Source organism: Vibrio sp. 14N.309.X.WAT.E.F5 (assembly GCF_030397615.1).
Classification (GTDB): domain Bacteria; phylum Pseudomonadota; class Gammaproteobacteria; order Enterobacterales; family Vibrionaceae; genus Vibrio; species Vibrio lentus.
Genome location: NZ_JAPNXR010000008.1, coordinates 30,357 through 55,379, shown reverse-complemented (window position 1 = coordinate 55,379; position 25,023 = coordinate 30,357). Strand labels below are relative to the sequence as shown.

The 25,023-nt window shown below is 44.4% G+C and carries 22 protein-coding genes; 16 read left to right on the top strand and 6 right to left on the bottom strand.

From position 1 onward, the window contains the following. Nucleotides 1-95: 95 nt before the first annotated feature. The 3 genes from OW495_RS10965 to OW495_RS10955 form a co-directional block, all read right to left on the bottom strand. Nucleotides 96-863 carry a peptidoglycan binding protein CsiV gene (locus OW495_RS10965; protein ID WP_061022670.1) on the bottom strand — a complete coding sequence of 256 codons (768 nt, stop codon included), beginning with the start codon at nt 861-863 and terminating at the stop codon, nt 96-98. 62 nt (nt 864-925) lie between these two features. Beyond that, nucleotides 926-4,387, bottom strand: a complete 3,462-nt coding sequence (gene mfd / locus OW495_RS10960) for a transcription-repair coupling factor (RefSeq protein WP_102512950.1) — start codon at nt 4,385-4,387, stop codon at nt 926-928. Between the two features lie 6 nt (nt 4,388-4,393). After that, nucleotides 4,394-4,963, bottom strand: coding sequence for a hypothetical protein (locus OW495_RS10955; RefSeq protein ID WP_009847150.1), 570 nt, complete (start codon nt 4,961-4,963; stop codon nt 4,394-4,396). 227 nt (nt 4,964-5,190) lie between these two features. Here OW495_RS10955 and lolC point away from each other — a divergent pair, with 227 nt between their 5' ends. The 3 genes from lolC to lolE are packed head-to-tail and all read left to right on the top strand — an operon-like array spanning nt 5,191 to nt 8,329. After that, nucleotides 5,191-6,399, top strand: coding sequence for a lipoprotein-releasing ABC transporter permease subunit LolC (gene lolC / locus OW495_RS10950; RefSeq protein ID WP_198599775.1), 1,209 nt, complete (start codon nt 5,191-5,193; stop codon nt 6,397-6,399). Next, the gene (lolD, locus tag OW495_RS10945) at nt 6,392-7,084 is read left to right on the top strand and encodes a lipoprotein-releasing ABC transporter ATP-binding protein LolD (protein WP_065112160.1); all 693 of its coding nucleotides are present in this window, start codon (nt 6,392-6,394) and stop codon (nt 7,082-7,084) included. Before lolC ends, lolD begins: the two co-directional genes overlap by 8 nt. Then, complete coding sequence (gene lolE / locus OW495_RS10940; protein WP_102300261.1) at nt 7,085-8,329, top strand: lipoprotein-releasing ABC transporter permease subunit LolE; 1,245 nt, start codon at nt 7,085-7,087, stop codon at nt 8,327-8,329. It begins immediately after the preceding gene. 186 nt (nt 8,330-8,515) lie between these two features. Here the strand turns inward: lolE and OW495_RS10935 are convergent, their stop codons facing one another. Next, nucleotides 8,516-9,028, bottom strand: a complete 513-nt coding sequence (locus OW495_RS10935; protein WP_017107639.1) for a DUF2062 domain-containing protein — start codon at nt 9,026-9,028, stop codon at nt 8,516-8,518. 17 nt (nt 9,029-9,045) lie between these two features. On the opposite strand from OW495_RS10935, the gene OW495_RS10930 reads away from it, so the two are divergent. From OW495_RS10930 to pyrF, 11 genes are all read left to right on the top strand, one after another. After that, nucleotides 9,046-11,355 (top strand): DNA internalization-related competence protein ComEC/Rec2, encoded by a 2,310-nt coding sequence (locus OW495_RS10930; RefSeq protein WP_289886495.1) that lies wholly within the window; start codon nt 9,046-9,048, stop codon nt 11,353-11,355. 31 nt (nt 11,356-11,386) lie between these two features. Then, nucleotides 11,387-13,135 (top strand): lipid A ABC transporter ATP-binding protein/permease MsbA, encoded by a 1,749-nt coding sequence (gene msbA, locus OW495_RS10925; RefSeq protein WP_102514390.1) that lies wholly within the window; start codon nt 11,387-11,389, stop codon nt 13,133-13,135. Nucleotides 13,136-13,149: 14 nt separating this feature from the next. Then, the gene (gene lpxK / locus OW495_RS10920; RefSeq protein ID WP_102514389.1) at nt 13,150-14,157 is read left to right on the top strand and encodes a tetraacyldisaccharide 4'-kinase; all 1,008 of its coding nucleotides are present in this window, start codon (nt 13,150-13,152) and stop codon (nt 14,155-14,157) included. Next, nucleotides 14,138-14,317, top strand: coding sequence for a Trm112 family protein (locus tag OW495_RS10915; RefSeq protein WP_004736429.1), 180 nt, complete (start codon nt 14,138-14,140; stop codon nt 14,315-14,317). Before lpxK ends, OW495_RS10915 begins: the two co-directional genes overlap by 20 nt. Beyond that, nucleotides 14,317-15,063 carry a 3-deoxy-manno-octulosonate cytidylyltransferase gene (kdsB, locus tag OW495_RS10910; protein ID WP_017109945.1) on the top strand — a complete coding sequence of 249 codons (747 nt, stop codon included), beginning with the start codon at nt 14,317-14,319 and terminating at the stop codon, nt 15,061-15,063. The genes OW495_RS10915 and kdsB overlap by 1 nt, the downstream gene beginning before the upstream one ends. 271 nt (nt 15,064-15,334) lie before the next feature. Continuing rightward, a complete protein-coding gene (gene cmk / locus OW495_RS10905) occupies nt 15,335-16,015 on the top strand; it encodes a (d)CMP kinase (protein WP_017107644.1) in 681 nt (226 codons plus the stop codon). 106 nt (nt 16,016-16,121) lie between these two features. Then, on the top strand, nt 16,122-17,792 hold the full coding sequence (gene rpsA / locus OW495_RS10900; protein ID WP_017057038.1) for a 30S ribosomal protein S1: 1,671 nt from the start codon (nt 16,122-16,124) through the stop codon (nt 17,790-17,792). A gap of 99 nt (nt 17,793-17,891) precedes the next feature. Further along, nucleotides 17,892-18,176, top strand: coding sequence for an integration host factor subunit beta (gene ihfB, locus OW495_RS10895; RefSeq protein ID WP_010439923.1), 285 nt, complete (start codon nt 17,892-17,894; stop codon nt 18,174-18,176). A gap of 129 nt (nt 18,177-18,305) precedes the next feature. After that, a complete protein-coding gene (locus OW495_RS10890) occupies nt 18,306-18,578 on the top strand; it encodes a lipopolysaccharide assembly protein LapA domain-containing protein (RefSeq protein WP_017107645.1) in 273 nt (90 codons plus the stop codon). Nucleotides 18,579-18,589: 11 nt separating this feature from the next. Continuing rightward, a complete protein-coding gene (gene lapB / locus OW495_RS10885) occupies nt 18,590-19,765 on the top strand; it encodes a lipopolysaccharide assembly protein LapB (RefSeq protein ID WP_029225966.1) in 1,176 nt (391 codons plus the stop codon). Nucleotides 19,766-19,888: 123 nt separating this feature from the next. Next, the gene (gene pyrF / locus OW495_RS10880) at nt 19,889-20,584 is read left to right on the top strand and encodes an orotidine-5'-phosphate decarboxylase (RefSeq protein WP_017109942.1); all 696 of its coding nucleotides are present in this window, start codon (nt 19,889-19,891) and stop codon (nt 20,582-20,584) included. A gap of 100 nt (nt 20,585-20,684) precedes the next feature. Here the strand turns inward: pyrF and miaE are convergent, their stop codons facing one another. Both miaE and OW495_RS10870 read right to left on the bottom strand, forming a co-directional pair. Beyond that, a complete protein-coding gene (gene miaE, locus OW495_RS10875) occupies nt 20,685-21,479 on the bottom strand; it encodes a tRNA isopentenyl-2-thiomethyl-A-37 hydroxylase MiaE (RefSeq protein WP_269194707.1) in 795 nt (264 codons plus the stop codon). 104 nt (nt 21,480-21,583) lie between these two features. Beyond that, complete coding sequence (locus OW495_RS10870) at nt 21,584-22,348, bottom strand: hypothetical protein (protein ID WP_017107649.1); 765 nt, start codon at nt 22,346-22,348, stop codon at nt 21,584-21,586. Between the two features lie 322 nt (nt 22,349-22,670). On the opposite strand from OW495_RS10870, the gene cysB reads away from it, so the two are divergent. Then, entirely contained in the window at nt 22,671-23,645 is a 975-nt protein-coding gene (gene cysB / locus OW495_RS10865) for an HTH-type transcriptional regulator CysB (RefSeq protein ID WP_017109939.1), read from the top strand. Nucleotides 23,646-23,792: 147 nt separating this feature from the next. Beyond that, the gene (locus OW495_RS10860; RefSeq protein WP_102514388.1) at nt 23,793-24,995 is read left to right on the top strand and encodes a methyltransferase; all 1,203 of its coding nucleotides are present in this window, start codon (nt 23,793-23,795) and stop codon (nt 24,993-24,995) included. The last annotated feature ends 28 nt before the right edge of the window (nt 24,996-25,023 follow it).

Here is a 25,023-nt window from a genome sequence, read left to right as displayed (position 1 = left end):
AGGACAGAATAAAGATAGATAGCACTTAATAAAACGCCCTCACTAGGAGGGCGGATTGAATTATTTATATAATTATAGCCGAATCGGCAAGTAACTTACTGCGCTACACGTCGAACTTGAATCACCATGCCCAGAAGCGGGTGGTCAAGGTAGTGAGTTTCTGTACTACGCATACGACGCTTTTGATCCATGCGGTAGCTTTTAAGGAACTCTTCTACCTGCACTGTCGGTGATATCTCAGTTAAGTTGCCCACTTGAACATTGCTGTCTGCACCGCTTACTGGTGTGTCTAACTCAATAGGCTGTTCTTTCAGAGTCACTTCACGAACGCTTGGTGCTTTTAAATCGAGCGTGGTTTCAGCGTAAAGGTAATGCTGCACGTAGATCTGTAGCTTGCCGTCTAGTTCGTACAGTGGCTTATCAATGGTCTCTTCTTTGAATCCATCGGCACTGCCTGTGGTGATAGCACCTTTTTCAGAACCATCTGCATTGAAATCTTTAGAGAAGTCTTTACCTGCTTGAATATGGAAAACAGGTGCAGAGCTCTTACCTTGGTCACCTTGACGCCAAGCAGTATGCATCAGAACTTCAAAGCCTGCATGTTTGCGCAGTTTGTCTTTCTGAGGCGTTAGCTTGTACTCTGAGTAAGGCAACATTTGTACGCCTTTCTTTGAGCGGTATTGGGTATCTTGAAATGAACCAACGCGCTCAAGTGAAATCTTAGGCTGAGTATTCGGCCAAGATTCGTTGACTTTTTCGGCATCAACTGCGCGCTTGAAAATGATCACTTCTATATCAAATTGTCTCTGAGCCAAACTTGGCAGTGAGACGAACAATAGTAGCAGTGGGATCAGTCTTTTCATTTTTACTCCGTCTTCCAGCCGCTGTTACGGCTGGATAATTTATATGTGCAGTGGATTGGGTTTTATGCCGAAGGCAGCAAGTTCTGTCTGAATTCGCCCAATAAATCACTAACAAATTGAATTCGTTTCCGTCTGTCTACCAATGGTATCGTAAACTTGAACTTTGTTGGTCCTTCCATTGAAAACTTTTGCGGTTGGGATTGCAATAGTTTAACAAGGTAGGCCGGGTTTATGTCAGCATCTGGGTAGAATTCTAAGAATCCGCCCTTGTCGTGAGCTTCAATTTTCTTCGCCTTAATGGACGCAGCCGCTAATTTTAGCTCAGAAACTGATAATAAGTTCTTGGTTGCATCAGGAAGACTGCCAAAGCGGTCGATCAGTTCAACTTTAAGCTCTGCCAGTTCATCCGTGTCACTGACGCTCGCGATACGCTTGTAGGTCGATAATCGAGTATTGATGTCTGGGATATAGTCATCTGGCAATAATGCAGGCAAACGCATTTCGATCTCAGTTTGTTCACGCAGTAGGTCATCAAGCGATGGCTCTCGACCTTCTTTCAATGCTTCAACAGCTTGCTCAAGCATTTCCATATACAGCGTAAAGCCTACCGATTGGATCTGACCACTCTGCTCGTCACCCAACAGTTCACCCGCGCCACGAATCTCTAAATCGTGAGTCGCTAGGGTAAAGCCAGCGCCCAGATCTTCCAAAGAGGCAATCGCGTCTAATCGCTTAATGGCGTCTTTGCTCATCGCTTTCGGATGCGGTGTTAGCATGTAGGCGTAAGCTTGGTGGTGCGAACGACCCACACGACCACGTAATTGGTGCAGTTGCGCTAAACCCAGATTGTCGGCTCTATCCATCAAGATGGTATTCGCCGTCGGAACATCGATACCTGTTTCGATGATGGTGGTACATACCAACAAGTTAAAGCGCTGATGGTAGAAGTCATTCATGATGCGTTCTAGTTCGCGCTCTCGCATTTGACCATGAGCGACCGTTACACGAGCTTCTGGAATTAACTTTTGTAGGGACTCGGCTGTTTTTTCAATGGTGTCGACTTGGTTGTGCAGGAAGTAAACCTGACCACCACGCATGATTTCACGCAGTACCGCCTCTCTTACCACCGCATCATCACTCTCTCGAACAAAGGTTTTTATTGCTAAGCGTCGTGCTGGTGGCGTTGCGATGATCGAAAGATCGCGCATGCCACTCATCGCCATATTTAGCGTTCGTGGAATAGGCGTTGCGGTTAGCGTTAGGATATCAACATCGGCACGCATCGCTTTCACTTTCTCTTTCTGACGTACGCCAAAGCGGTGTTCCTCATCGACAACCAACAGGCCAAGGTCTTGGAATTTGATTTCACTAGAAAGTAGTTTGTGAGTACCCACTAAGATATCGACTTTGCCGTCAGCGACATCTTGCATGATTAACTTTTGCTCTTTAGCTGATTTGAATCGAGATAGAACCTCAACACGAATCGGCAAGTTGGCGAAACGGTCTCGGAAGTTTTCAAAGTGCTGCTGAGCAAGTAGGGTAGTCGGTACTAATACCGCGACTTGTTTGTTGTTGTCGGTACACACGAACGCGGCACGCATTGCGACTTCTGTTTTACCAAAGCCCACATCACCACACACTAAGCGGTCCATGGCTTTTGCTTGGCACATGTCAGACATTACAGCATTGATTGCCATCGCTTGGTCGTCGGTTTCTTCAAAAGGGAAGCCCGATTTGAAGGTTGCGTATTGACCACGATCCAATACAAATTTGTAGCCAGGTTTGAGCTCACGCTTAGCGTAAACGTCAAGTAGTTCTGCGGCAACATCACGGACTTTTTCAGCAGCGCGTTTGCGAGCTTTTTGCCATGCTTCGCCACCGAGTTTGTGCAGTGGGGCAGAATCTTCAGCACCACCTGAATAACGGCCAATCAAGTTCAGAGACGCAACCGGCACGTATAACTTGGCATCGTTTTGATACTCAAGCGTCACGTATTCGGTTTTCATGCCACCGGCTTCGAGTGTTTGCAAGCCGATATAGCGGCCAATACCGTGGTCTATGTGAACAACCGGTTGGCCCGGTTTAAGTTCCGCTAGGTGACGGATTACGGTATCGCTGTTAACGCTTTTCTTGTCTTTCTTACGGCGCTGTACAACGCGATCGCCTAATAAATCACTTTCACAGATAAGAGCAATGTTTTGCTCTTCTTGGATAAAGCCGTGTTCAGCTGAACCTAATATGAGGCTGAACTTGTCTTTGGCTTTAATGGCCGCATCCAAGTTTTCAACCTCACTTGGTCGAACTTTAATGCCATTGAGTAATTCACTCAGGGCTTCACGGCGACCTTCAGACTCAACCGAAAAAACCACTTTGCCATCGAAGGCTTCGGTGAATTTTCTGAGATTGGCTAGCGGCTCTTTATTTTGATGTTGAACACTCAAGTCTGGCAGTGCGGCAACCGGTAGGTTGATACGCCCAGCTTTTTCTTCAATCGTGTCTAAGCTCAGGTTAACTTGTGGTTTTTGCTTAAAGTGAGCGAATAACTCGTCTTTCTTCAACCACAATTGCTCTGGCTTCAATAAAGGTCTTAGTGGGTCAACACCACGTTGTTCGTATCGGTGATCAACGTCGGTAAGGAAAGCATCAACGGCTGTTTCTACGTCACCAAGAACCAAGAGTTGCGCTTCATCGGCAACGTAATCGAATAAGGTTTCGGTGTGGTCAAAAAACAGCGGTTGCCAATATTCAATACCGGCGGGCCACGTCCCTTTTGAAACCTGCATATAGACAGATTCTGGTTCACGGCGCGCATCGAATTGCTGACGCCAGCGAATTCGGAAATCTTCGATTGCGCTTTCTGAGGTTGGAAACTCGTGCGCTGGCAGTAAACGGATCTCAGAGATGTCTTCGATAGAGCGCTGGTTTTCAGGATCGAAAGTACGGATGGTGTCGATCTCGTCATCGAAGAAGTCGATACGATATGGGTCTTTGCTGCCCATTGGGAACAGGTCGAGAATTGAACCTCGGCTTGCGTACTCACCGGGGCCAAATACTTGATCAACGTAACGATAGCCTGATTTTTCAAGCTGAAGACGCAGCTTTTCCAACGAGTAGAGATCGCCCGTTTTTACCATTAAGGTATGTTGCAACAAGAAGTCACGCGGCGACTGACGTTGTAGTAGCGTGCTGATCGGAACGATCGTGATGCCATCTTTTAACGTTGGCAGTGCATAAAGTCGCGCGATACGGTCAGAAATGATCTCTTGGTGCGGCGAGAAGCTATCGTATGGCAGAGTTTCCCAGTCAGGGAATAGTGCCACTTCATGTGACGTAAACTGCTCAATTTCTGATTGAAGCTTGAGTGCGATCTGAGGATCGGGCACCGCAAGTAAAGTATGGCTGTTATGCTGCTCCGCAAGTTTAGCGATAGCAAGCGCGAGAGATGAACCAACTAGGTTACCGATGTGTTTTTTATCACCGGCGCCCTTGAGCTTAGGTAGTGTAAAAATGGATTGTTTTGTCATGTCTATTTACTTGTTATCTCGTTCTAGAGAGCGTTGACGTAAGAGCTTTTGTTGTTGATGAAGTGCAGCCTTGATCAACAAGTCTTGGTCAGTATCACGAAGATGAGCGTATTTGAATTTGATTTCGAAGCCTGAATCTTTTGGTTCGCTAGCGAAGACTTCTGCGTAGCAATAAATAGCGGCGGCTGGGTGCTCGATAAAGAGTTTAGCTTTAACCAAGCGACCCGCTTCGATATCTGTTTTGGAAAAACAAGAGAACTGACTCGCGCCAAATGAATACGTGTGGGTACGAAATTGTTCATCATCTTGTTGCGACAACATAAAGCTCAACAAGAGGTTTAATTTAGAGTTCTGTGCATCCAATAAACTAATGACATTCTTCAAGTCGCTGTTTTTCAGTTCGTTGCGAGCACTGTCGGCTAATAGGTCCAATTGGCTAAACTCACTTGCCACAACAAAAGGGGCAGGGATCTCCGATTCGAACTGAATCTGAGAAGGTAAAGCGAAGTTGCTGTCCATTGGCTCAATATTAGCGGTAAGGCTGTGGTGAACGGTGAAAAACTCTTGTTCTGTCATGCGTTAGTTCCTTGAAGTGATCTATTGATTATCGCTATGTGGCCGCAGTAATCAAGGTCAGTTAATTGAAAGTCTCAAATAGTTGTTTGAAAGTTGGCTATTTGACAAGGTTCTGTTTTTCAAGCCTAACTAATTGAGTTAATTCACTCTATATTTTCAATTAACCCCTACACAGTAACGGCAATACCCGTTACATTAACCCGCATCTCCTTTAGATGGTTCAAAGTATGTTTCATCCTATTTCATTGTTTGTTGGCCTGCGTTATTTGAAAGGCCGTTCAGGTGATCGCTTTAGCCGTTTTGTTTCTTATATGTCGACAGCCGGAATCACCATTGGTGTGCTGTCTCTGGTTACTGTTTTGTCGGTAATGAATGGATTCGAAGCGCAGTTAAAAGACCGAATTCTTGGTGTCCTTCCTCAAGCCGTTGTATACGAGCAAGGAGGCACAACGTCACTTTCTGCTCAAGCGCCTAGCTTTGCGGAGCAAATGTCACTCAATGGCCACGTAGAACCCATTGTTCTTAGTGAAGCGGTAATTCAAAGTCCTGCTCAGTTATCTGCGGGCTTGTTAATCGGTATTGAGCCAAATTCAGATGATCCTCTTCAGAATCATTTAATTGCTGGCAGACTGTCTTCACTCCAAGCTGGTCAGTATCAGCTTTTCCTTGGTCATACTTTGGCAAGAAACTTGAAAGTGTCTATGGGTGACAAAGTTCGCTTAATGGTCACCAGTGCCAGTCAATACACACCACTAGGGCGCATACCTAGCCAACGAAATTTTACCGTAGCTGGCATTTTTAACACGGGCTCGGATATCGATGCTCAATTGATGGTTACCGACATCAAAGACGCTGGGCGATTGATGCGTTATAAGTCTGATACGATTTCAGGCTGGCGCCTGTTTTTTGATGACCCATTTGAAGTCGCAAATTTATCGAATACCCCGCTACCGGAAGGTTGGATGTGGAGTGATTGGCGTGACCAACGTGGCGAGCTTTTCCAAGCCGTTCGTATGGAAAAAAACATGATGGGCTTGATGCTTGGGCTGATCATTGGTGTTGCTGCGTTTAATATCATTTCCGCGCTGATTATGGTGGTGATGGAGAAGCAATCCGAAGTCGCCATCTTAAAAACGCAAGGTATGCGTGATGGTCAAGTCATGGGGATCTTTATGGTTCAAGGCGCGAGTAGCGGTGTGATCGGTGCGTTATCTGGTGGCATTCTTGGCGTGATCTTAGCTTCGAACCTCAATACTATTTTAGAGGCGATGGGTGTCGCTCTGTTCTCATTTGGTGGACAACTGCCAATATTGATTAACCCAATCCAAATTGCGGTTGTTGTGGTTTTGGCTATTGCACTTAGCCTTGTCGCGACTGTATTTCCTTCTTATCGTGCATCTTCTGTGAAACCTGCTGAGGCCCTTCGTTATGAGTAATTTCCTTCAATGTAATGATATCCGTAAAACGTACCGCGAGGGTTCGTTGGATACCGAAGTCCTCAAAGGTGTCAGCTTCGAAATTGAAAAAGGCGAGTTGGTTGCAATCATTGGTACCTCCGGTTCCGGTAAAAGTACGTTATTGCATATTTTAGGTGCATTGGATGATGCTTCTGATGGCAGCGTGAGTTTTCTCGGGCAGGACTTAGCGTCTTTGAGTTCGAATAAGCAAGCCAAGCTTCGTAATCAGCACCTTGGTTTTGTTTATCAATTTCATCATCTTCTTTCGGACTTCTCGGCGCTTGAAAACGTAGCGATGCCATTACTTATTGGTGGTGAAAAGCCAGCGAAAGCGAAACAAGAAGCACAACGTTTGTTGGATAAAGTCGGATTGAGTCATCGTGTTGATCACCGACCTTCAGAGCTTTCTGGCGGTGAAAGGCAACGTGTGGCGATTGCGCGAGCTTTAGTTAATAAGCCGGCTTTGGTGTTGGCGGATGAACCAACAGGTAACCTCGACCACAACACAGCACTGTCTATTTACGATTTAATGCGTGAATTGAACCGCGAATACGATACCGCTTTCTTGGTTGTAACCCATGATGGCGAACTTGCTGGCAAGATGGACCGTCAACTGCACATGCAAGACGGTTTACTGGTTAACGTAGAAAAAGAGGAGAGCTAAGTGTTTTCTTCTTTATCTCTATTGATAGGCGGCCGATTTAGTCGGGCGAAGCAACGAGACAAAATGGTCTCGTTTATCTCTCTGTCTTCGACGATCGGTATTGCCGTTGGTGTCGCGGTGATCATCATTGGTTTATCTGCGATGAATGGCTTTGAGCGTGAACTGCAGTCCCGAGTGCTTTCTGTTATCCCGCATGGGGAGTTCGAGGGCGTCAATGAACCTGTGACACGCTGGGAGCATGTGATCGAACAAGCGACCCAACATGAAGATGTTGTCGCGGCGGCACCTTATGTGAAAATTACCGCGCTTGCCGAAAAAGGCAAAGAGCTGAAAGCAATTGAAGTTCGCGGTGTTGATCCACAACTTGAGCAACAAGTCTCAAGCCTATCGAGTTTTATCGATAAGCAAGCTTGGAGTGAGTTTAAGGCAGGGCAACAACAGATTATCTTGGGCTCCGGCGTGGCCAATGTACTTGGCGCGAAAGTCGGTGATTACTTAACTCTGATGATCCCGACGGTGAATGGGTCGGTTAAGGTTCAAGCACCTAAACGTGTTCGAGTCAAAGTCGTTGGCTTGCTGACGCTTAATGGCCAAATTGACCACAGCTTAGCTTTGATCCCGATCGGCGATGCGCAAGTTTACGCAAACCTAGGCGAGGCCGTGACAGGGGTTTCTTTAAAAGTGACCGATGTGCTGAACGCGAACTCGATTGTGCGTGAGGTGGGTAACCAGCTTGATGTGTATGTGTATCTACGAAGCTGGCAACAGAAGTTTGGCTTCTTGTATCGCGATATTCAGTTGGTTCGCACCATCATGTATCTGGTGATGGTACTGGTTATTGGTGTTGCTTGTTTCAATATTGTCTCGACGCTAATGATGGCAGTAAAAGACCGAGCATCAGAGATAGCGATACTAAGAACCATGGGGGCTTCTGATGGATTAGTGAAACGCATTTTCGTTTGGCAGGGCGTATTCTCAGGCGTGTTAGGCAGCTTGGTGGGCAGTGCAATAGGCGTGTTAGTCGCGCTTAATCTCACGACTCTTATCAAAGGGCTTGAAAAGTTGGTCGATCACCAGTTCTTGTCCGGTGATATCTACTTTGTCGACTTCTTGCCTTCGCAACTCGATATGACGGATGTTGTTGTAGTTTCTGGTACTGCTATTGTTCTGAGCTTACTTGCTACGTGGTACCCAGCATCACGCGCGGCGAAGTTAAACCCGGCCTCAGTACTTAGTTCTAAATAGCATTAGCCTCAATAACAAATCAGTCCCGTTTCGATAAATACAAAAAAGGATCCCAATGGGATCCTTTTTTATTGAATTCAATTCGTGTTCTTTACGACTTTCGTTACATACCAATATTGCAGAGAGCCGATGTTGTTCTGATTTCTCATAGTGTGAGTTTCAATTCACCCACATCCAACGATAGTTTCAGTACCTTGCTTGTCGTTTTTTCCAGCTTCTTACGACTGAATAGCGCCATAACCCACGAATACCAAAGTAGCCAATCATCGCAGAGATAACGCCGCAAATCATGCAACCTAATAGGAACGGAGGTCCGATGGTGCTCATTTGCGCCAAGATGAAATCCCAAGACAATTCAAAGTGGAAAGCTTGAGGCGGCACATGCATAACAAACGCGCCTACTTTATAAGCAAAGTAGAACAGTACCGGCATAGTCACGGGATTACTGATCCAAACCAAGGCGACAGACAGCGGTAGGTTAACACCACATGCAACAGCAAGGCCTGCAGACATAATCATTTGACTTGGTAAAGGGACAAACGCCATGAATAACCCAACAGCGAACGCGCCAGCCGCAGAGCGACGATTAAGGCACCATAAGTTGGGGTTGTACAAAACATTGCCAAAAATTTTCAATGCTTTCTGACGCTTGATGAGCTCATGGTCAGGCATAAATCGTTTGATAAACTTTCTTGGCATAGGAGGAAGCTACTCTCTTGTTTAACACTTGGTTCTTAATTTCATTTGCTGCGACAGTTGTGTCTGCCAGCTTTTGGCCTGTGATGCCACATTGGGTTTGGGCACCATTAATGCTGTTGTTACTTTTCACATTAATAAAGTATAGCGTTTTCCGGTGTGCAAGAGGTCCAGTCACTGCATTGATACTAGTTACCTGCCTTGGGAATGCAATCAAAATACAAACAAGTCAGTTATTTCAATCTGGCCAGAATATTACCATAAATGCTTCGATTGTTAGCCTTTTTAGTGAAAATAGCCACGGTTTTGAAAGCGTAATAGTAGTTAGATCAATTGGCGGCGAAAAATTAATCTTTCCACAATTGATAAAATTGCGTTTGTTTACTCCTTTCAAGCTAACACTTGGAGATCAGGTTCATCTCTCTGTATCAATGAAACCGGTTTTTGGAAAACTTAACGAGGCCGGATTTGATCTAGAAAAATATCTGTTCAGTGAAAGAATCGTTGCTAATGCTACCTATCAAGCCGGAACAAGCTTTAGCATTCATTCTAGTACAAACTTGCGTGCTCGATGGTTTGAAAGGACTTTGACAACGATCAGCCAGCTGGATAACTCTGATCTGATTGTGGCGTTGAGCTTTGGTTATAGGGAATTCATTCAATCACAGCGTTGGGATCTGCTTAAGAGCAGTGGGCTTGTTCACTTAATGGCGATCTCGGGATTACACATTGGCATTGCTTTTGGCATCGGTTACCAGTTGGGGAGAGTCTTTAGGTTAGGGGTATCGCATTTAATTTGGCTTCCGACTGTATTTGGTCTTGGGCTCGCGTATTTTTATAGTTGGTTTGCAGGGTTTACTTTGCCAACGCTTAGGGCGCTAACTATGTGCATCATTGCGAGCTATTTCCTTTGGCGAGGTCAAAATATAAGTTTGATTCGATATGTGGCCTTGAGTCTCTGTGTCGTTTTGTTGATTTGGCCATTTTCGGTACTTTCGAGTAGCTTCTGGCTCTCATTTGGAGCGTTAGCAGCCGTTCTTTATATTGCTTCCAATACTCATCTTTCTTCTTACAAAAAACCTCTACTCACAAAACTCTTCAAGCTATTCAAAATCCAGTTAATGCTGACGTTGTTACTGGCTCCTTTTTCAATGCTGTTCTTTCAAGGGTTCAGTTTGGTCTCGGTGTTATACAACTTTTTCCTGTTGCCTTGGGTTTCGATAGTAACGATTCCTTTGTTGTTCTTAGCGATGTTTATCAGCTTAATATTTGAATCAATTTGGGCTGAGAACAATATCGTTGGTTATTTGTGGGCTCTGGTGGATTTATCGCTCACTCCCGTTGTTTTCGCTCTTCCTTTCTCTGAACGTTTTTGGCTTACGGTTGATGATGAACTCGCTGCTTTGTTCGTGTTTTTCATTTTTCTATTCGGTCTGTTACGTCATTACTTCCATCGTAAAATGATGTTTTTCGCCAGTGCCGTATTTGTTTTGTGGTGGGGATTTGGAAAGCTCAAACCAGAAGTGTTGAGAGTCGATGTTTTAGATGTTGGACATGGCTTGTCGGTTGTTCTTCAAAAAAATAACCGGATTGTTGTTTATGATCTAGGTAATGCTTGGCCGGGCGGTTCTGTGGTCGAGTCGCTATTGATACCTACGATAGAAAGAAGAGGAATTAAGGAGCTTGATGGAGTGATTATCAGTCATTTTGATGCTGACCATGCTGGTGGATATCAGGCATTATTTTCTCACTACAACCCTAAATGGATACGCGCTAGCCAAAAACTTAAACCTCCAGTCTCGCTCAGTAGTCAGTCTACGTTTGCTTATCAAGCTTGTGTGATTGGAGAGTCTTGGCGTTGGCAAGGTGTTGAGTTTGAGGTGTTGTGGCCGCCCAAAAGTGTTGAAAGAGCATATAACCCTCATTCATGTGTTGTGCGCACCTATGAGCCAAGCACGGAGTTTTCTATGCTTCTTACCGGAGATATTGAATTGGTCAGTGAGTGGTTACTTGCACGCGAAGCTATGCGGCTCAAAAGTGACGTGATGTTGGTTCCCCATCATGGTAGTTCAACCTCTTCTATTGCTCGATTTATCGAGGCTGTTTCTTCACAGTTAGCCATCGCTTCATTGTCTAAAGGAAACCAGTGGGGGATGCCTAGCCAATCTGTCGTCGACCGCTATCGAGAGGCTGATAGTACATGGCTAGATACGGGCGAAAGTGGACAAATAACCATCACAATCAGTAAGGAAGGTTGGAAATATCATACGATTAGAGAACATCAGGGGAGGCAGTGGTATAGGCAGATGCTCCGTAAGGGAGTAGAATAGATAGATTATTGTGAGAAAATTAAGCGATTCTATGTCAACAGAAACAGATGAAACCACTTGGGTCACATTTAAAAGACTTTGGACTTATATTCGACTGTATAAGGCTGGCCTTGGTGTTGCGGTTATTGCGCTTATTATAAATGCCGTCTCTGATACTTATATGATTTCATTACTAAAGCCATTACTTGATGAAGGCTTTGGTAACGCTGAATCTGACTTTTTACGCACGCTCCCTATTATTATCTTTGCCATGATGTTCATTCGTGGTGTGAGTGGCTTCGTATCAACCTATTGCTTGAGCTGGGTCTCTGGCAATGTGGTGATGGAGATTCGACGTAAAATTTTCAGCCATTTCATGCATATGCCTGTGTCTTTCTTTGATAAAGAGCAAACGGGCGCACTGCTATCTCGAATTACTTACGATTCAGAGCAAGTCTCTGCTGCAACCAGTAAGGCTTTGGTCAGTATTGTCCGTGAAGGTGCCAGTATCATTGGCCTGTTGACGCTGATGTTCTGGAATAGCTGGCAGTTGTCTTTGGTGCTATTTGCTGTTGCTCCTTTTGTAGCTTGGGCAATTAGCATTGTATCGAAGAGATTCAGAAAGATTTCTAAGAACATGCAAACCAGCATGGGTCACGTGGCTTCTTCAGCAGAACAAATGCTGAAAGGTCATAAGGTGGTCCTAACTTACGGTGGTCAAGACCTAGAAAGAGGTCGCTTCGATACCGTTAGTAATCAGATGCGCCAACAAAGCATGAAGTTGGTAACAGCTCAAGCTGCAGCGAACCCGATTATTCAGATGATTGCTTCGATCGCGATTGTGGTTGTTCTTTACTTAGCGAGTGTCGAGTCTATTAAAGCTGAACTAACGGCTGGTACGTTCACGGTTGTGTTCTCGGCTATGTTCGGTTTGCTACGTCCACTCAAAGCATTGACTAACGTGACGTCTGAGTTCCAACGCGGTATGGCGGCGAGTACGACTCTATTTGGTTTGATGGATCTCGACACAGAACAAAACAAAGGTACGTTGAAACCTGCAACCGTAAGTGGTGAAGTTGCTGTAAAAGATGTGACGTTTACTTACGAGGGCACAGAGAAACCAGCGCTCGATAAGGTGAGCTTCAACATACCGAAAGGTAAAACGGTCGCGCTGGTCGGGCGTTCTGGTTCTGGTAAGAGTACTATTGCCAACCTATTTACTCGTTTTTATGATGTGGATTCAGGAACCATTGAACTCGATGGACATGATATCCGAGATTATGAGCTGAAAAATCTTCGAGAGCATTTTGCTCTTGTTTCTCAAAATGTCCATCTGTTCAACGATACGGTCGCCAATAACATTGCGTATGCAGCTGGTGAGGTTTACTCACGCGAACAAATTGAACATGCAGCTAAGCTTGCTCACGCCACTGAATTTATCGAAGGCATGGAAAACGGCATCGATACAATTGTTGGTGAGAACGGTGCAAGCTTATCTGGTGGACAAAGACAGCGTATTGCAATTGCACGAGCGTTGTTAAGAGAAGCGCCAGTTCTGATCCTAGATGAAGCAACATCGGCTTTGGATACGGAATCAGAAAGAGCCATTCAATCTGCTTTAGATGAGCTACAAAAAGATAAAACGGTACTGGTTATTGCACACCGATTATCAACGATTGAGCAAGCTGACGAAATTTTGGTTGTAGACGATGGTCATATTGTTGAACGAGGTCCGCATGCTGAGTTAATCGCACATGACGGTGCTTATGCTCAATTACACCGAATCCAGTTTGGCGAATAAGATTAGGCTTCGTTTTGATCGAAAAAATTTGGTTTAACAATCACCCGTTAAAATACCTTCTCTGGCCACTGTTGTGGCCGTTGAGTCTGTTGTTCAAAATGATCAGCGGTCAACGTCGCGAAGCGTATCTCTCTGGGAAGAAAGAAACCTATCGCCCACCTTTGCCTGTGATCGTTGTTGGTAACATTACCGCGGGTGGCAATGGTAAAACACCAGTGGTTATCTGGTTAGTAGAGATGCTCCAAGCCAATGGTTTCAAACCTGGTGTGGTTTCTCGAGGTTATGGCGCGAAAGCCCCTAGTTATCCATTAGTGCTTGACGAGAATACACCTGCCGAACATTCAGGTGATGAACCACGGTTGATTCGAAAGCGAACGGGTGCGCCTGTAGCGGTTGATCCTATCCGTGCAAATGCAGTGAAGGCTTTGCTGAGCGAAGGTGTTAATGTCATTATTACTGATGACGGCCTTCAGCATTATGCCCTTGAACGTGATATTGAATTTGCGGTTATCGATGGTGCGAGACGCTTTGGTAGTGAATACCTCATTCCTTTAGGGCCATTAAGAGAGCCTATATCACGCTTAGATACCGTGGATTTTTTGGTTAACAATGGCGGTAAACCTCAAGGCCGTGAATTCTCGATGTCTTTGTTACCAAGCCAAGCTGTTAACCTTAAGACGGGTCAGAAAGTACCAGTAGAAAAATTGCAAAAGCTGGTGGCTTTTGCTGGTATTGGTCATCCACCGCGCTTTTTTAAAACATTAGAAGATCTTGATGGTGATGTGGTTTTCACACAGGGTTTCGCCGACCATCAAGATTTTGATAAAGATGAACTTCATGCCTTAGCAAAGAAAGGTATGAACATGATTATGACAGAAAAAGACGCTGTTAAATGCGAAGACTATGCGCAAGAAAACTGGTGGTATCTTCCAGTTTCTGCACAGTTTGATGAAGATTCGCAACAGCAAATTTTAAAAAGAATAAAAGAGGTTATGGAATACTATGGATCACCGTCTGCTTGAGATCGTTGCTTGCCCTGTATGTAAAGGTAAACTAACTTTTGACAAGGATAAGCAAGAGCTTGTTTGTAAAATTGACCGCCTAGCTTACCCAATCAAAGAGGGGATTCCTGTTCTTCTGGAGCCTGAAGCTCGTACCGTTTCAATGGATGAGGGTAAGTAATGTCGTTTACGGTTGTCATTCCGGCAAGATACCAATCGAGTCGTTTGCCAGGAAAACCATTGGCTGATATTGGTGGAAAGCCGATGATTCAATGGGTTTACGAACAGTCAATGAAGGCGGGCGCTGATAAAGTTATTATCGCTACCGATGATGCTCGAGTTGAGAAAGCGGCTAAAGCATTTGGTGCAACCGTTTGTATGACATCTCCGAATCACGAATCAGGTACAGAGCGTTTAGCTGAAGTGATTGAAGTGATGAACATTCCCGATGACCATATTATCGTGAATGTTCAGGGTGATGAGCCTCTTATCCCACCTGCAATTATTAATCAGGTTGCAAATAACCTGGCGAATAGCACAGCACCAATGGCAACGCTAGGTGTAGAAATTACTCACGCTGATGAAGTGTTTAATCCTAACGCTGTGAAAGTAGTAACGGATAAAGACGGTTACGCACTGTATTTTAGCCGAGCAACGATTCCTTGGGATCGTGATGCTTACGCGAACAATGGTACAGCGGCGGAATCGCCTTTACTACGTCATATTGGCATCTACGCTTACCGTGCGGGTTTTATCAATACTTACATCAATTGGGAACCAAGTACCCTTGAGCGTATTGAGTGCCTAGAGCAACTACGAGTGCTGTGGTACGGAGAGAAAATCCATGTAGACGTTGCGGCTGAAGCGCCTGCTGCGGGTGTTGACACGCCAGAAGACCTAGAAGCCGTTCGCGCCATTATTGGTTAAGCTTCTTTGAGCTACTACTTCTTTGCTCTACTAAAATCCCAGAGCCTCGCTTATTGCGGGGCTTTTTTACGTCTACAGAACGTATATGTGTGTTTTATTGAACTAAGCTAGGGGATATTGAGTCGGTTGCATTCGCTTATGCATCATCAACTCTGAATTATCTGAGAATTACCTCGCTCGACTTTCAATTTTTCTTTATAATATGCCGCCTATAAAGTAGTGGCGATCTGCTAGTACAGAATACAACTTACGACAAAACGTGGAGTAAAAGATGCCTTCTCAAAGCCCAGTGATTACGGTTGATGGACCAAGTGGTGCAGGTAAAGGTACCCTGTGTATGTTACTAGCAGACAAGCTAGGTTTTCATCTTCTAGACTCCGGTGCGATCTATCGCGTACTGGCTTTAGCGGCAATTCACCACGGTGTAGATACTGAATCAGAAGATGCTTTGGTACCGCTTGCTACTCACCTCGATGTACAGTTTATTGCTGAAGGTGACTTGGTTAAGGTTATCTTGGAAGGCGAAGACGTGTCTGGTGAACTTCGTAAAGAAGAAACTGGCATGGCTGCTTCAAAAGTAGCAGCTTTACCTCGCGTTCGTGAAGCACTGCTGCGTCGTCAGCGTGCTTTTAGCGCAGCTCCCGGTTTAGTTGCAGACGGTCGTGACATGGGAACCGTTGTATTTGTTGAAGCTGAAGCGAAAATATTTTTAGATGCAAGTGCTGAAGAGCGTGCGAACCGCCGCCTTAAACAGTTGCAAGAGAAGGGGTTAGATGTTAAATTTGACGACCTTTTGAGCGAGATCCAAGAGCGAGACGACCGAGATCGTAATCGCCCAGTTGCGCCATTACGCCCAGCTGAGGATGCGCTTGTGCTTGATTCTACTTCGATGAACATCGAACAAGTAGTAGAAAAAGCACTACACTATATTGAATCGAAACTGGCTGGGTAATTTCGCCGAGCTAGTACGAACGTTGGTCGCAAGGATGATGACCGGCGAATTTATCAACCCCATGCGGTAGGATACCCATGGACGTTTAATTATTGAAGATTAAATAATGACTGAATCTTTTGCTCAACTCTTTGAAGAGTTTCTATCTGAAACTGAATTCCAACAAGGCAGCATCGTTAAAGGTACTGTAGTAGCTATCGAGAACGGTTTCGTTCTTGTAGATGCTGGTCTTAAGTCTGAATCTGCTATCCCTGCTGAACAATTCAAGAACGCTGCTGGCGAACTTGAAGTTGAAGTTGGTGCTGAAGTAGACGTAGCTCTAGACGCTGTTGAAGATGGTTTCGGTGAGACTCAACTTTCTCGTGAGAAAGCTAAGCGTCACGAAGCTTGGATCGTACTTGAGAAAGCTTGTGAAGAAGCTGAAACTGTTGTTGGTATCATCAACGGTAAAGTTAAAGGCGGTTTCACTGTTGAACTTAACGGTATCCGTGCTTTCCTTCCAGGTTCTCTAGTAGACGTACGTCCTATCCGTGACACTGCTCACCTAGAAAACAAAGAGCTAGAGTTCAAAGTAATCAAGCTAGACCAGAAGCGTAACAACGTTGTTGTTTCTCGTCGTGCTGTTATCGAATCTGAAAACAGTGTTGAGCGTGACGAACTTCTTGAAACTCTACAAGAAGGTACTGAAGTTAAAGGTATCGTTAAGAACCTTACTGACTACGGTGCATTCGTTGATCTTGGCGGTGTTGACGGTCTTCTACATATCACAGATATGGCTTGGAAGCGTGTTAAGCACCCATCAGAGATCGTTAACGTTGGTGACGAAATCCTAGTTAAAGTTCTTAAGTTCGATCGTGAGCGCACTCGTGTTTCACTAGGTCTTAAGCAACTAGGCGAAGATCCATGGGTAGCAATCGCTAAGCGTTACCCAGAAGGTCACAAGCTTTCTGGTCGTGTTACGAACCTAACTGACTACGGCTGCTTCGTTGAAATCGAAGAAGGCGTTGAAGGTCTAGTACACGTTTCTGAAATGGATTGGACTAACAAGAACATCCACCCTTCTAAAGTTGTTAATGTTGGCGACGAAGTTGAGGTTATGGTTCTTGATATCGACGAAGAACGTCGTCGTATCTCTCTAGGTCTGAAACAGTGTAAAGCTAACCCATGGCAGTCATTTGCAGAAATGCAAGCTAAGGGCGACAAAGTTACTGGTAAGATCAAGTCTATCACTGACTTTGGTATCTTCATCGGTCTAGAAGGCGGTATCGACGGTCTTGTACACCTATCTGACATTTCTTGGAACGCTGCCGGCGAAGAAGCTGTACGTGAATACAAGAAAGGCGACGAAATCTCTGCTGTTGTTCTAGCAGTAGATGCAGAGCGTGAGCGTATTTCTCTTGGCGTTAAGCAAATGGAAAACGACCCGTTCAACGCATACGTTGCTGACAACAAGAAAGGTGTTCTTGTAAACGGTACTGTAACTGCAGTTGACGCTAAAGGCGCTACTATCGAGCTAATCGAAGGCGTTGAAGGCTACCTACGTGCTTCTGAAGTTTCTCGTGACCGTATCGAAGATGCATCTCTAATCCTAAGCGTTGGCGACAGCGTTGAAGCGAAGTTCACTGGTGTAGACCGTAAGAACCGCGTAATCAACCTATCTATCAAAGCTAAAGATGAAGCTGATGAGCAAGAAGCAATGGCTTCACTGAACAAGTCTGATGAAGGCGCGTTCGGTAACGCAATGGCAGACGCATTCAAAGCTGCTAAAGGCGAATAATTTAATTTTTCGCTAAGAAGGAGCCGTAAGGCTCCTTTTTTTTTGCTTATTTTTCCGATAGGTCTATAATTTCTAAAAAGAAAACCAACGAGGGTAACTATGACTAAGTCTGAATTGATTGAAAGACTGTGCGCTGAGCAAACGCACCTTTCTGCAAAAGAAATTGAAGACGCTGTAAAAGACATTTTAGAGCACATGGCTTCAACACTAGAAAGTGGTGACCGAATCGAAATTCGCGGTTTTGGTAGCTTTTCTCTTCACTACCGTGAGCCTCGTGTTGGACGTAATCCAAAGACTGGCGACAAGGTAGAGCTGGAAGGTAAATACGTTCCTCACTTTAAACCAGGTAAAGAGCTACGAGAACGAGTAAATTCAGGATTGTAGTCCACTTATCGGAATTAAGAAAAGCGGCATACTATAATGTATGCCGCTTTTTTATGACCATAATATGGTGGTCTGATTAGCAATTTTCCTGCATAATCGTACAGCTAACCAACCAATGAGTGATGAACTATGAAAATTATAAAAATAGTCGCCGTTATCGCACTTTTCCTAATTGCACTGGCTTTAGGCTCTCAGAACCAAACCACTGTGAACTTCAATTATCTGCTAGCACAAGGTGACTTCCACTTATCGAGCTTATTAGGTGTTGTCTTCGTTTCAGGCTTTGGCCTTGCTTGGTTAGTCTTTGGTAATATGCACATGCGTTCTCAGCTGAAAATTCATCGCTTGAAAAAACAAGTCAATAAGCAATCAAAGCAGGTCGCTGCTGCAACTAAAGCTTAAGGCTATATTTGATGTTAGAGTTACTGTTCTTACTTTTACCTATTGCAGCCGCTTACGGTTGGTATATGGGTAATCGTAATGCTCAGCAAGAAAAACAAAAGCAATCACACCAGATCTCCCGTCAATATGTGACGGGTTTGAACCTATTGTTGTCGGACCAATCTGACAAAGCGGTCGATCACTTTATCGAACTGCTTCAAGTAGACAATGAAACCATTGATACTCACTTGGCGTTGGGTAATCTATTTCGCTCAAGAGGTGAGGTGGATCGAGCTATTCGAATTCACCAAAATCTTATCTCTCGTTCGGGGCTCACTCTCGATCAAAAAAACCTCGCACTGCAACAACTCGCAAAAGACTATATGGTCTCTGGTTTCCTCGATCGCGCTGAAAAAATCTTTGAACAGCTTGTAGAAGAACCTGATCATAAAGAGGGTGCTTTGCAGCAGCTTGTCGCTATTTATCAGCAAACTCGAGAGTGGAATAAGGCGATCCATTACGGCAATATTCTCGTTAAGCTTGGTAAGAAAAAAAGAAAGATGCGTGCAACTGTTGCACACTTTTGGTGTGAGCTTGCAATGCAAGAGCAAGCCGAGGGTAATCGTTCTAAGGCTCTTCAGCATTTTAAAAAAGCGCTCTCTGAAGACCCTAAATGTGTTCGTGCCAGTATTGCTTTGGGTAAGTTCCATTTAGCGAATGAAGATTACCAGAAGACGATTACCTGTCTTGAGTCGGTGCTTGAGCAAGATATCGATTTTATTAGTGAGGTGCTTCCAACCCTTGCTGAGTGTTACCACAAGCTTGGCCAAGAGGCAGAACTTGTTGAATTCCTAAAAGCCTGTATTCAAAAGAAAGCCGGTGTTTCGGCTGAATTGATGCTTGCTCAGTTGGTTGCCCATCACGAAGATGTTGGCTCTGCTCAAGAGCTGCTGACTAAGCAACTGGTTAAAAACCCAACCATGAAAGGCTTCTATCGATTAATCGATTATCATCTTGCTGAAGCAGAAGAAGGTCGTGCGAAAGACAGTCTAACGACTCTTCAATCTATGGTTGGTGAACAACTTAAAGTTAAACCCCATTACCGCTGTCGTCAGTGTGGTTTCTCGACACACTCGATGTATTGGCACTGCCCTTCATGTAAAGGGTGGGGGACGATCAAGCCTATTCGTGGGCTAGATGGTGAATAGATTTGTGGTCATTGTTAGACCAAATTAATAATTGCAGCTTTCGGGCTGCATTTTTATGACTGTTATTTGTCGCTACTACTTGTAGTGATTATTTAAAGAAAGTTAACTGCGTTAGGAGATGAAATGAACGACCAAAAAATCATTGTAGCATTGGATTATGACAACCAAGCGGATGCATTAGCCTTTGTTGATCGTATCGATCCAGCGTCTTGCCGCTTAAAAGTCGGTAAAGAGATGTTTACCCTGTTTGGCCCTGAATTTGTCCGTGAATTACATAAACGTGGTTTCTCAGTATTCTTAGACCTTAAGTTCCACGACATTCCAAATACATGTTCAAAAGCGGTACGTGCTGCTGCTGAGATGGGCGTGTGGATGGTGAACGTACACGCGAGCGGTGGCGAGCGTATGATGACGGCTTCACGCGAAATTCTAGAACCTTACGGTAAAGATCGTCCATTACTTATCGGAGTTACCGTGTTAACCAGCATGGAACAGTCTGATTTGGCTGGTATTGGTTTGAACATTCAACCACAAGAGCAGGTAATGCGCTTGGCGTCTTTGACTAAAAACTCAGGTCTAGATGGCGTTGTATGTTCTGCTCAAGAAGCTTCATTGTTGAAAGGTGAGTTGGGTAAAGAGTTCAAGCTTGTTACCCCTGGTATTCGCCCTGTAGGCGCTGACGTAGGTGACCAGAAGCGTATTATGACGCCAGTTCAAGCAATTCAAGCTGGCTCAGACTACTTAGTTATCGGTCGTCCAATTACTCAAGCAGCAGATCCTGCAGCAGTACTTGCTGAAATCAACAGCACGCTAGTTTAAGTTATTTTTAGATAGCGATACGAATGAAGAAGGCCAGCAATTTGCTGGCCTTCTTATTTACTGACGAGATATCAACTGGTTCGGACTTTCTGTGCTGAGCTTAAACCGGAGCGCCGCTATGAAATTTGAAGTCGCTGTCTTCGGAAGTGATTAAGTCAGCTTCAACCTGCGCAAAGTGAGCAATACGCTCAGAGATATCTTTCCCTGCGATTTGCTCAGCGAGTTCAAGATAGTCCTGATAGTGACGCGCCTCTGAGCGAAGTAGAGACACATAAAACTTCTCCATGTCTTCTTCTAAGAAGGGTGCTAGTTTAGCAAAGCGTTCACAAGAGCGAGCTTCAATAAAGGCGCCAATAATCAGTTTATCAACCAGAGCGTCTGGCTCGTAAGTTTTCACTTGCTTGATTAAACCTTTGGCATAACGACCCGCTTCAATCGGTTGATACGTCACGCCTTTTTTTACCATCAATTCCATGACTTGATAAAAGTGATGCAGTTCTTCTTTAATTAGCAGCACCATTTTATCGATCAAGTCGGCGCCGTAATTACAGCCTTCTTTTGCTGTGATTTGCTTCGATACGTTACTTTTACCACGTAGAGACTCCAAGTCTCCGATACGACGATAAGCAAATTGCTCGTATGGCAAAATCCATTCATTCAGCTGCTTCGCGCTTTCTTTATCTACCGCATACTTGCGGATAAGGAACAAAGCACTTTGAGCGGCCTTGAGTTCACAAAGCATGTGATCGCGTAAAATGATATGAAGGTTTTCAGGCTTCTTGGCTTCATCTATCCATGAATCTGGCGTTTCAGCTTTAAGAAAAGAGTGTATAGGGGCTAATAATTCTTGATACATGGTCGGGGCAAGTTTGTTGATAATTCGCGATTTTATCACAGCTCATGAGATCTCCCTATACAGAGAAAGGAAATTCACTAGGCACAAAAAAGGCCGCCTATTTAATGTAAATGAGGCGGCCTTTTTGTGTTTGAGTTAGACGGTTACCATTTCTTCTTCTGACCGAATAGGGCATCCATATCGTCGTCACGCTCTTTAGATTCCATTTGCTGTAAGTCTTGAGCATTTTTGTCTTGGCGTTTCTGATCAAGCTCGTTCAACATATTCTGAAGTTTTTCTTTTGCTTGATTAGAGTACGCGTCGTTCTTCGTCGCTAAAGCATCGATACCTTTGCGTAATAGCTGAATCGCAGTACCTGGTTGCCCGCGAGAAATTGAATCGTTAGCACGTTTGATCACGTTTTCAATGTTGATACGAATCTGGATCGTTTCTAGGCGAGCATTTTCAACCACGTAAGCTTGAGTATCAAAGCGGCCTTTATTGTGTTCGTTACGAACCGTATCGCGAAGGCGTTTAACCAACTTAAGCATCATGATTGCTTGCTTATCACTGCTAGGAACACGGAAAGTGGTACTTTCGCCACCTTGGTAGTTCTCTTTTAGCTGGGTGATCTGCTGTTTTACACTTTCGATTCGTTGCAGGAGTTGCTTATTCTTAGGATCGAGCTGATACATATTTTCAAGTGCATCAAGGATTCGGTTGTTTAAGCATATAAGAAGGTCTTGGCTAAAAGGCATGTGGTGCGCATTGCCAATCAACTCTTCGGTTCCGTCAATAATGGTTAGATAACGAGAAGCTTCCTGTTTCTTCGCTGTTTCTACCTTAACTTTGTATTGAAGCATGATGTTGTAGCCTAAAACCAACACCAAAAGAACGGCGACTAAGGCGATTATTAAACCAATATTCATATATTTGTGTCTGCTTGTTGTTTTCTATAGCTAACTAGAGAGGATACACGATTCCATTGTGTATCGGCACTCGTAAATTGCGATTTCTGATTATCTCTTGTTGAGCGCAATCGGCAATCAAAATTTACCTATTAATGTATGAGAATGAGGAGTTGGTTGCAAAGCGATACTGATGTTTTTGTTTGTTAACCTATAAAAACTCAATTTTTCTATCAATTTAGTGCATGAAGCGTTATAACTATTAATTATATTACACGAGACTATGACGCTCTCTTTGCAAATAAGTTAGCACATAAATGAGTAAAGGATTACGAGGTTAGATATGAAGTTACAGCAACTGAAGTACATTGTTGAGGTTCTAAACCATAACCTAAATGTGTCTGCGACCGCAGAGAGTCTATACACATCACAGCCTGGTATTAGTAAGCAAGTTAGATTGCTAGAAGATGAGTTGGGCATTCAGATTTTCGAGCGTAGTGGTAAACACTTAACGCAGGTGACTCAGGCTGGCGAAGATATTATTCGTATCTCTCAAGAGATTCTCGCTCGTGTTGAAAGCATTAAAGCTGTTGCTGGTGAACACACTCATCCTGAAATGGGTACATTAAACATTTCAACGACGCACACCCAAGCTCGTTATGCTCTGCCTGATGTGATTAAGGGCTTCACTGCTCGTTATCCTAAAGTGTCGCTTCACATGCACCAAGGAACGCCAAGCCAAATGTCAGAAGCGGTAGCGAAAGGCACGGCTAACTTTGCCATTGCGACCGAAGCACTTCACTTATATCAAGACGCGATTATGCTGCCTTGTTATCACTGGAATCGCTCGATTGTTGTCACCAAAGATCACCCTCTAGCCCAAAAGAAATTAGTGTCAATTGAAGACCTTGCGGCATACTCTCTAGTGACTTATGTCTTCGGCTTTACTGGGCGCTCAGAACTTGACACCGCGTTCAATAAGGTTGGCCTGACTCCACGTGTTGTATTCACGGCTACCGATGCTGATGTCATTAAAACTTATGTTCGCATGGGGATTGGCGTAGGCGTGATTGCAAGTATGGCGATTGATCACGAGCAAGACACCGATTTGGTTGCCATTGATGCAAGCCACTTGTTTGGTGCTAGTACCACAAGTATTGGCTTTAGAAAGGGTACGTTCTTACGTTCTTACATGTTCGATTTCATGGAGCGTTTTGCACCGCATCTCACTCGCCCTGTGGTTGAGCAAGCTATTTCTCTTAAATCGAATGACGAAATTGAAGAGATGTTTAAAGATATCGAACTGCCTGTTCGTTAATCTCATCATGTAACTCTAGGTTCTTATCCGGCCTGTATTCAAAGGCCGTTTTTCTTCCTGGCTTTTGCTGCCGTTTTTGTTCTCTTACTATCGAACCTTTCTATTTTGGTCTCTTACCCCTACAATCCTCGCACCATAGGGGGAAGCATGCATTCACGATTTACAATTCTCGACTCATTCCTGTTAGAACACCAAGTTTATTGGCGTTCTGAACCTTTTCACCTATGCCAAACTCAGCAACAGCCATGGGTTGATGTGAATCGCCCTCTTGTTGATTGGTTGAATAGCTTGAGTATCGAGAACATCCAGATTCTGAAAGAGCAACCTCAATTGTTGATTGAGGAACTTATCCGTTTTCTTCCTGAATTAGAGACTGCGAATCAAAATATCCAGTTTGATCATTCGGTCTTAGTTGGGCTTGATCTTCCGCGTGGTACTGCCGATGGTATTCCCGGCAGAAAGCTGCAACAAATCGTCGCGATGGGTGAGGCTTCATTAGAGCATCATCATGGTAAAGAGTGGCTTGAATGGTGCTCCGGCAAAGGCTTTCTCGGTCGAATCTTATCTCAGCAATCAGATCAAAAGGTCACTAGCTTTGAGTGGCAACAGTCATTGTGTGAAAGCGGGCAAAAGATTGCAGATGCTCAACATCTAAATATGAGCTTTGTTCAAGGTGACGCGTTTTCAAAAGAGGCAGATCGGGTGTTTAATTCGAATCAACATGCTGTTGCTCTTCACGCTTGTGGTGATCTTCATGTTGAACTAGTGAAAAAATCTGTTTCACATGGGCTTCCAGCAGTGACCATTTCCCCATGTTGCTACCATCTTATTCGTGGTGAAACCTACCAAGCCCTGTCTTCCGTCGCGAAAAGCTCTGCATTAACTCTAAGTAAAAGTGATTTAAGAATCCCGCTTCAAGAAACCGTCACCGGTGGTGAAAGGGTCAAGAGACACCGTCAGTTAGAAATGAGTTACCGATTAGGCTTTAGCCAACTACTTAAAGGTGAACTTGGTGTCGACGAGTACGTTCCTGTACCGAGCATCAAGAAATCAGAGCTATCCGAAGGCTTTGAATCATTTTGTTACTGGGCATCTGAAGTGAAAAAGTTACCTCTTGACTCCGATATCGACTTTGAACCCTATCTTGTTCAAGGTGAAGCGCTTTTCTGGGAAATGGAAAAGCTGAGTTTGGTTCAGCAAGTCTTTAGACGACCATTAGAGATATGGTTGGCCTTAGACCGTGCCATCTATCTACAAGAGCAAGGCTATGAAGCTTCGATTGAAGAGTTTTGTGAGCGCAGTATAACGCCAAGAAACTTATTGATTCATGGGGTTAAAATCGAGGGCTAGCGGTAAACAGCACTGGTACGTGTTTTTA

Bases quoted from the DNA above. Each gene is read 5' to 3' on its own strand.
- kdsB (WP_017109945.1), top strand. From the start codon at position 14,317: ATGTCGTTTACGGTTGTCATTCCGGCAAGATACCAATCGAGTCGTTTG.
- cysB (WP_017109939.1), top strand. From the start codon at position 22,671: ATGAAGTTACAGCAACTGAAGTACATTGTTGAGGTTCTAAACCATAAC.
- mfd (WP_102512950.1), bottom strand. From the start codon at position 4,387: ATGACAAAACAATCCATTTTTACACTACCTAAGCTCAAGGGCGCCGGT.
- OW495_RS10915 (WP_004736429.1), top strand. From the start codon at position 14,138: ATGGATCACCGTCTGCTTGAGATCGTTGCTTGCCCTGTATGTAAAGGT.
- OW495_RS10965 (WP_061022670.1), bottom strand. From the start codon at position 863: ATGAAAAGACTGATCCCACTGCTACTATTGTTCGTCTCACTGCCAAGT.
- OW495_RS10870 (WP_017107649.1), bottom strand. From the start codon at position 22,348: ATGAATATTGGTTTAATAATCGCCTTAGTCGCCGTTCTTTTGGTGTTG.
- ihfB (WP_010439923.1), top strand. From the start codon at position 17,892: ATGACTAAGTCTGAATTGATTGAAAGACTGTGCGCTGAGCAAACGCAC.
- lolD (WP_065112160.1), top strand. From the start codon at position 6,392: ATGAGTAATTTCCTTCAATGTAATGATATCCGTAAAACGTACCGCGAG.
- OW495_RS10860 (WP_102514388.1), top strand. From the start codon at position 23,793: ATGCATTCACGATTTACAATTCTCGACTCATTCCTGTTAGAACACCAA.
- lapB (WP_029225966.1), top strand. From the start codon at position 18,590: ATGTTAGAGTTACTGTTCTTACTTTTACCTATTGCAGCCGCTTACGGT.
- OW495_RS10935 (WP_017107639.1), bottom strand. From the start codon at position 9,028: ATGCCAAGAAAGTTTATCAAACGATTTATGCCTGACCATGAGCTCATC.
- cmk (WP_017107644.1), top strand. From the start codon at position 15,335: ATGCCTTCTCAAAGCCCAGTGATTACGGTTGATGGACCAAGTGGTGCA.
- pyrF (WP_017109942.1), top strand. From the start codon at position 19,889: ATGAACGACCAAAAAATCATTGTAGCATTGGATTATGACAACCAAGCG.
- OW495_RS10955 (WP_009847150.1), bottom strand. From the start codon at position 4,963: ATGACAGAACAAGAGTTTTTCACCGTTCACCACAGCCTTACCGCTAAT.
- rpsA (WP_017057038.1), top strand. From the start codon at position 16,122: ATGACTGAATCTTTTGCTCAACTCTTTGAAGAGTTTCTATCTGAAACT.
- lolC (WP_198599775.1), top strand. From the start codon at position 5,191: ATGTTTCATCCTATTTCATTGTTTGTTGGCCTGCGTTATTTGAAAGGC.
- msbA (WP_102514390.1), top strand. From the start codon at position 11,387: ATGTCAACAGAAACAGATGAAACCACTTGGGTCACATTTAAAAGACTT.
- OW495_RS10890 (WP_017107645.1), top strand. From the start codon at position 18,306: ATGAAAATTATAAAAATAGTCGCCGTTATCGCACTTTTCCTAATTGCA.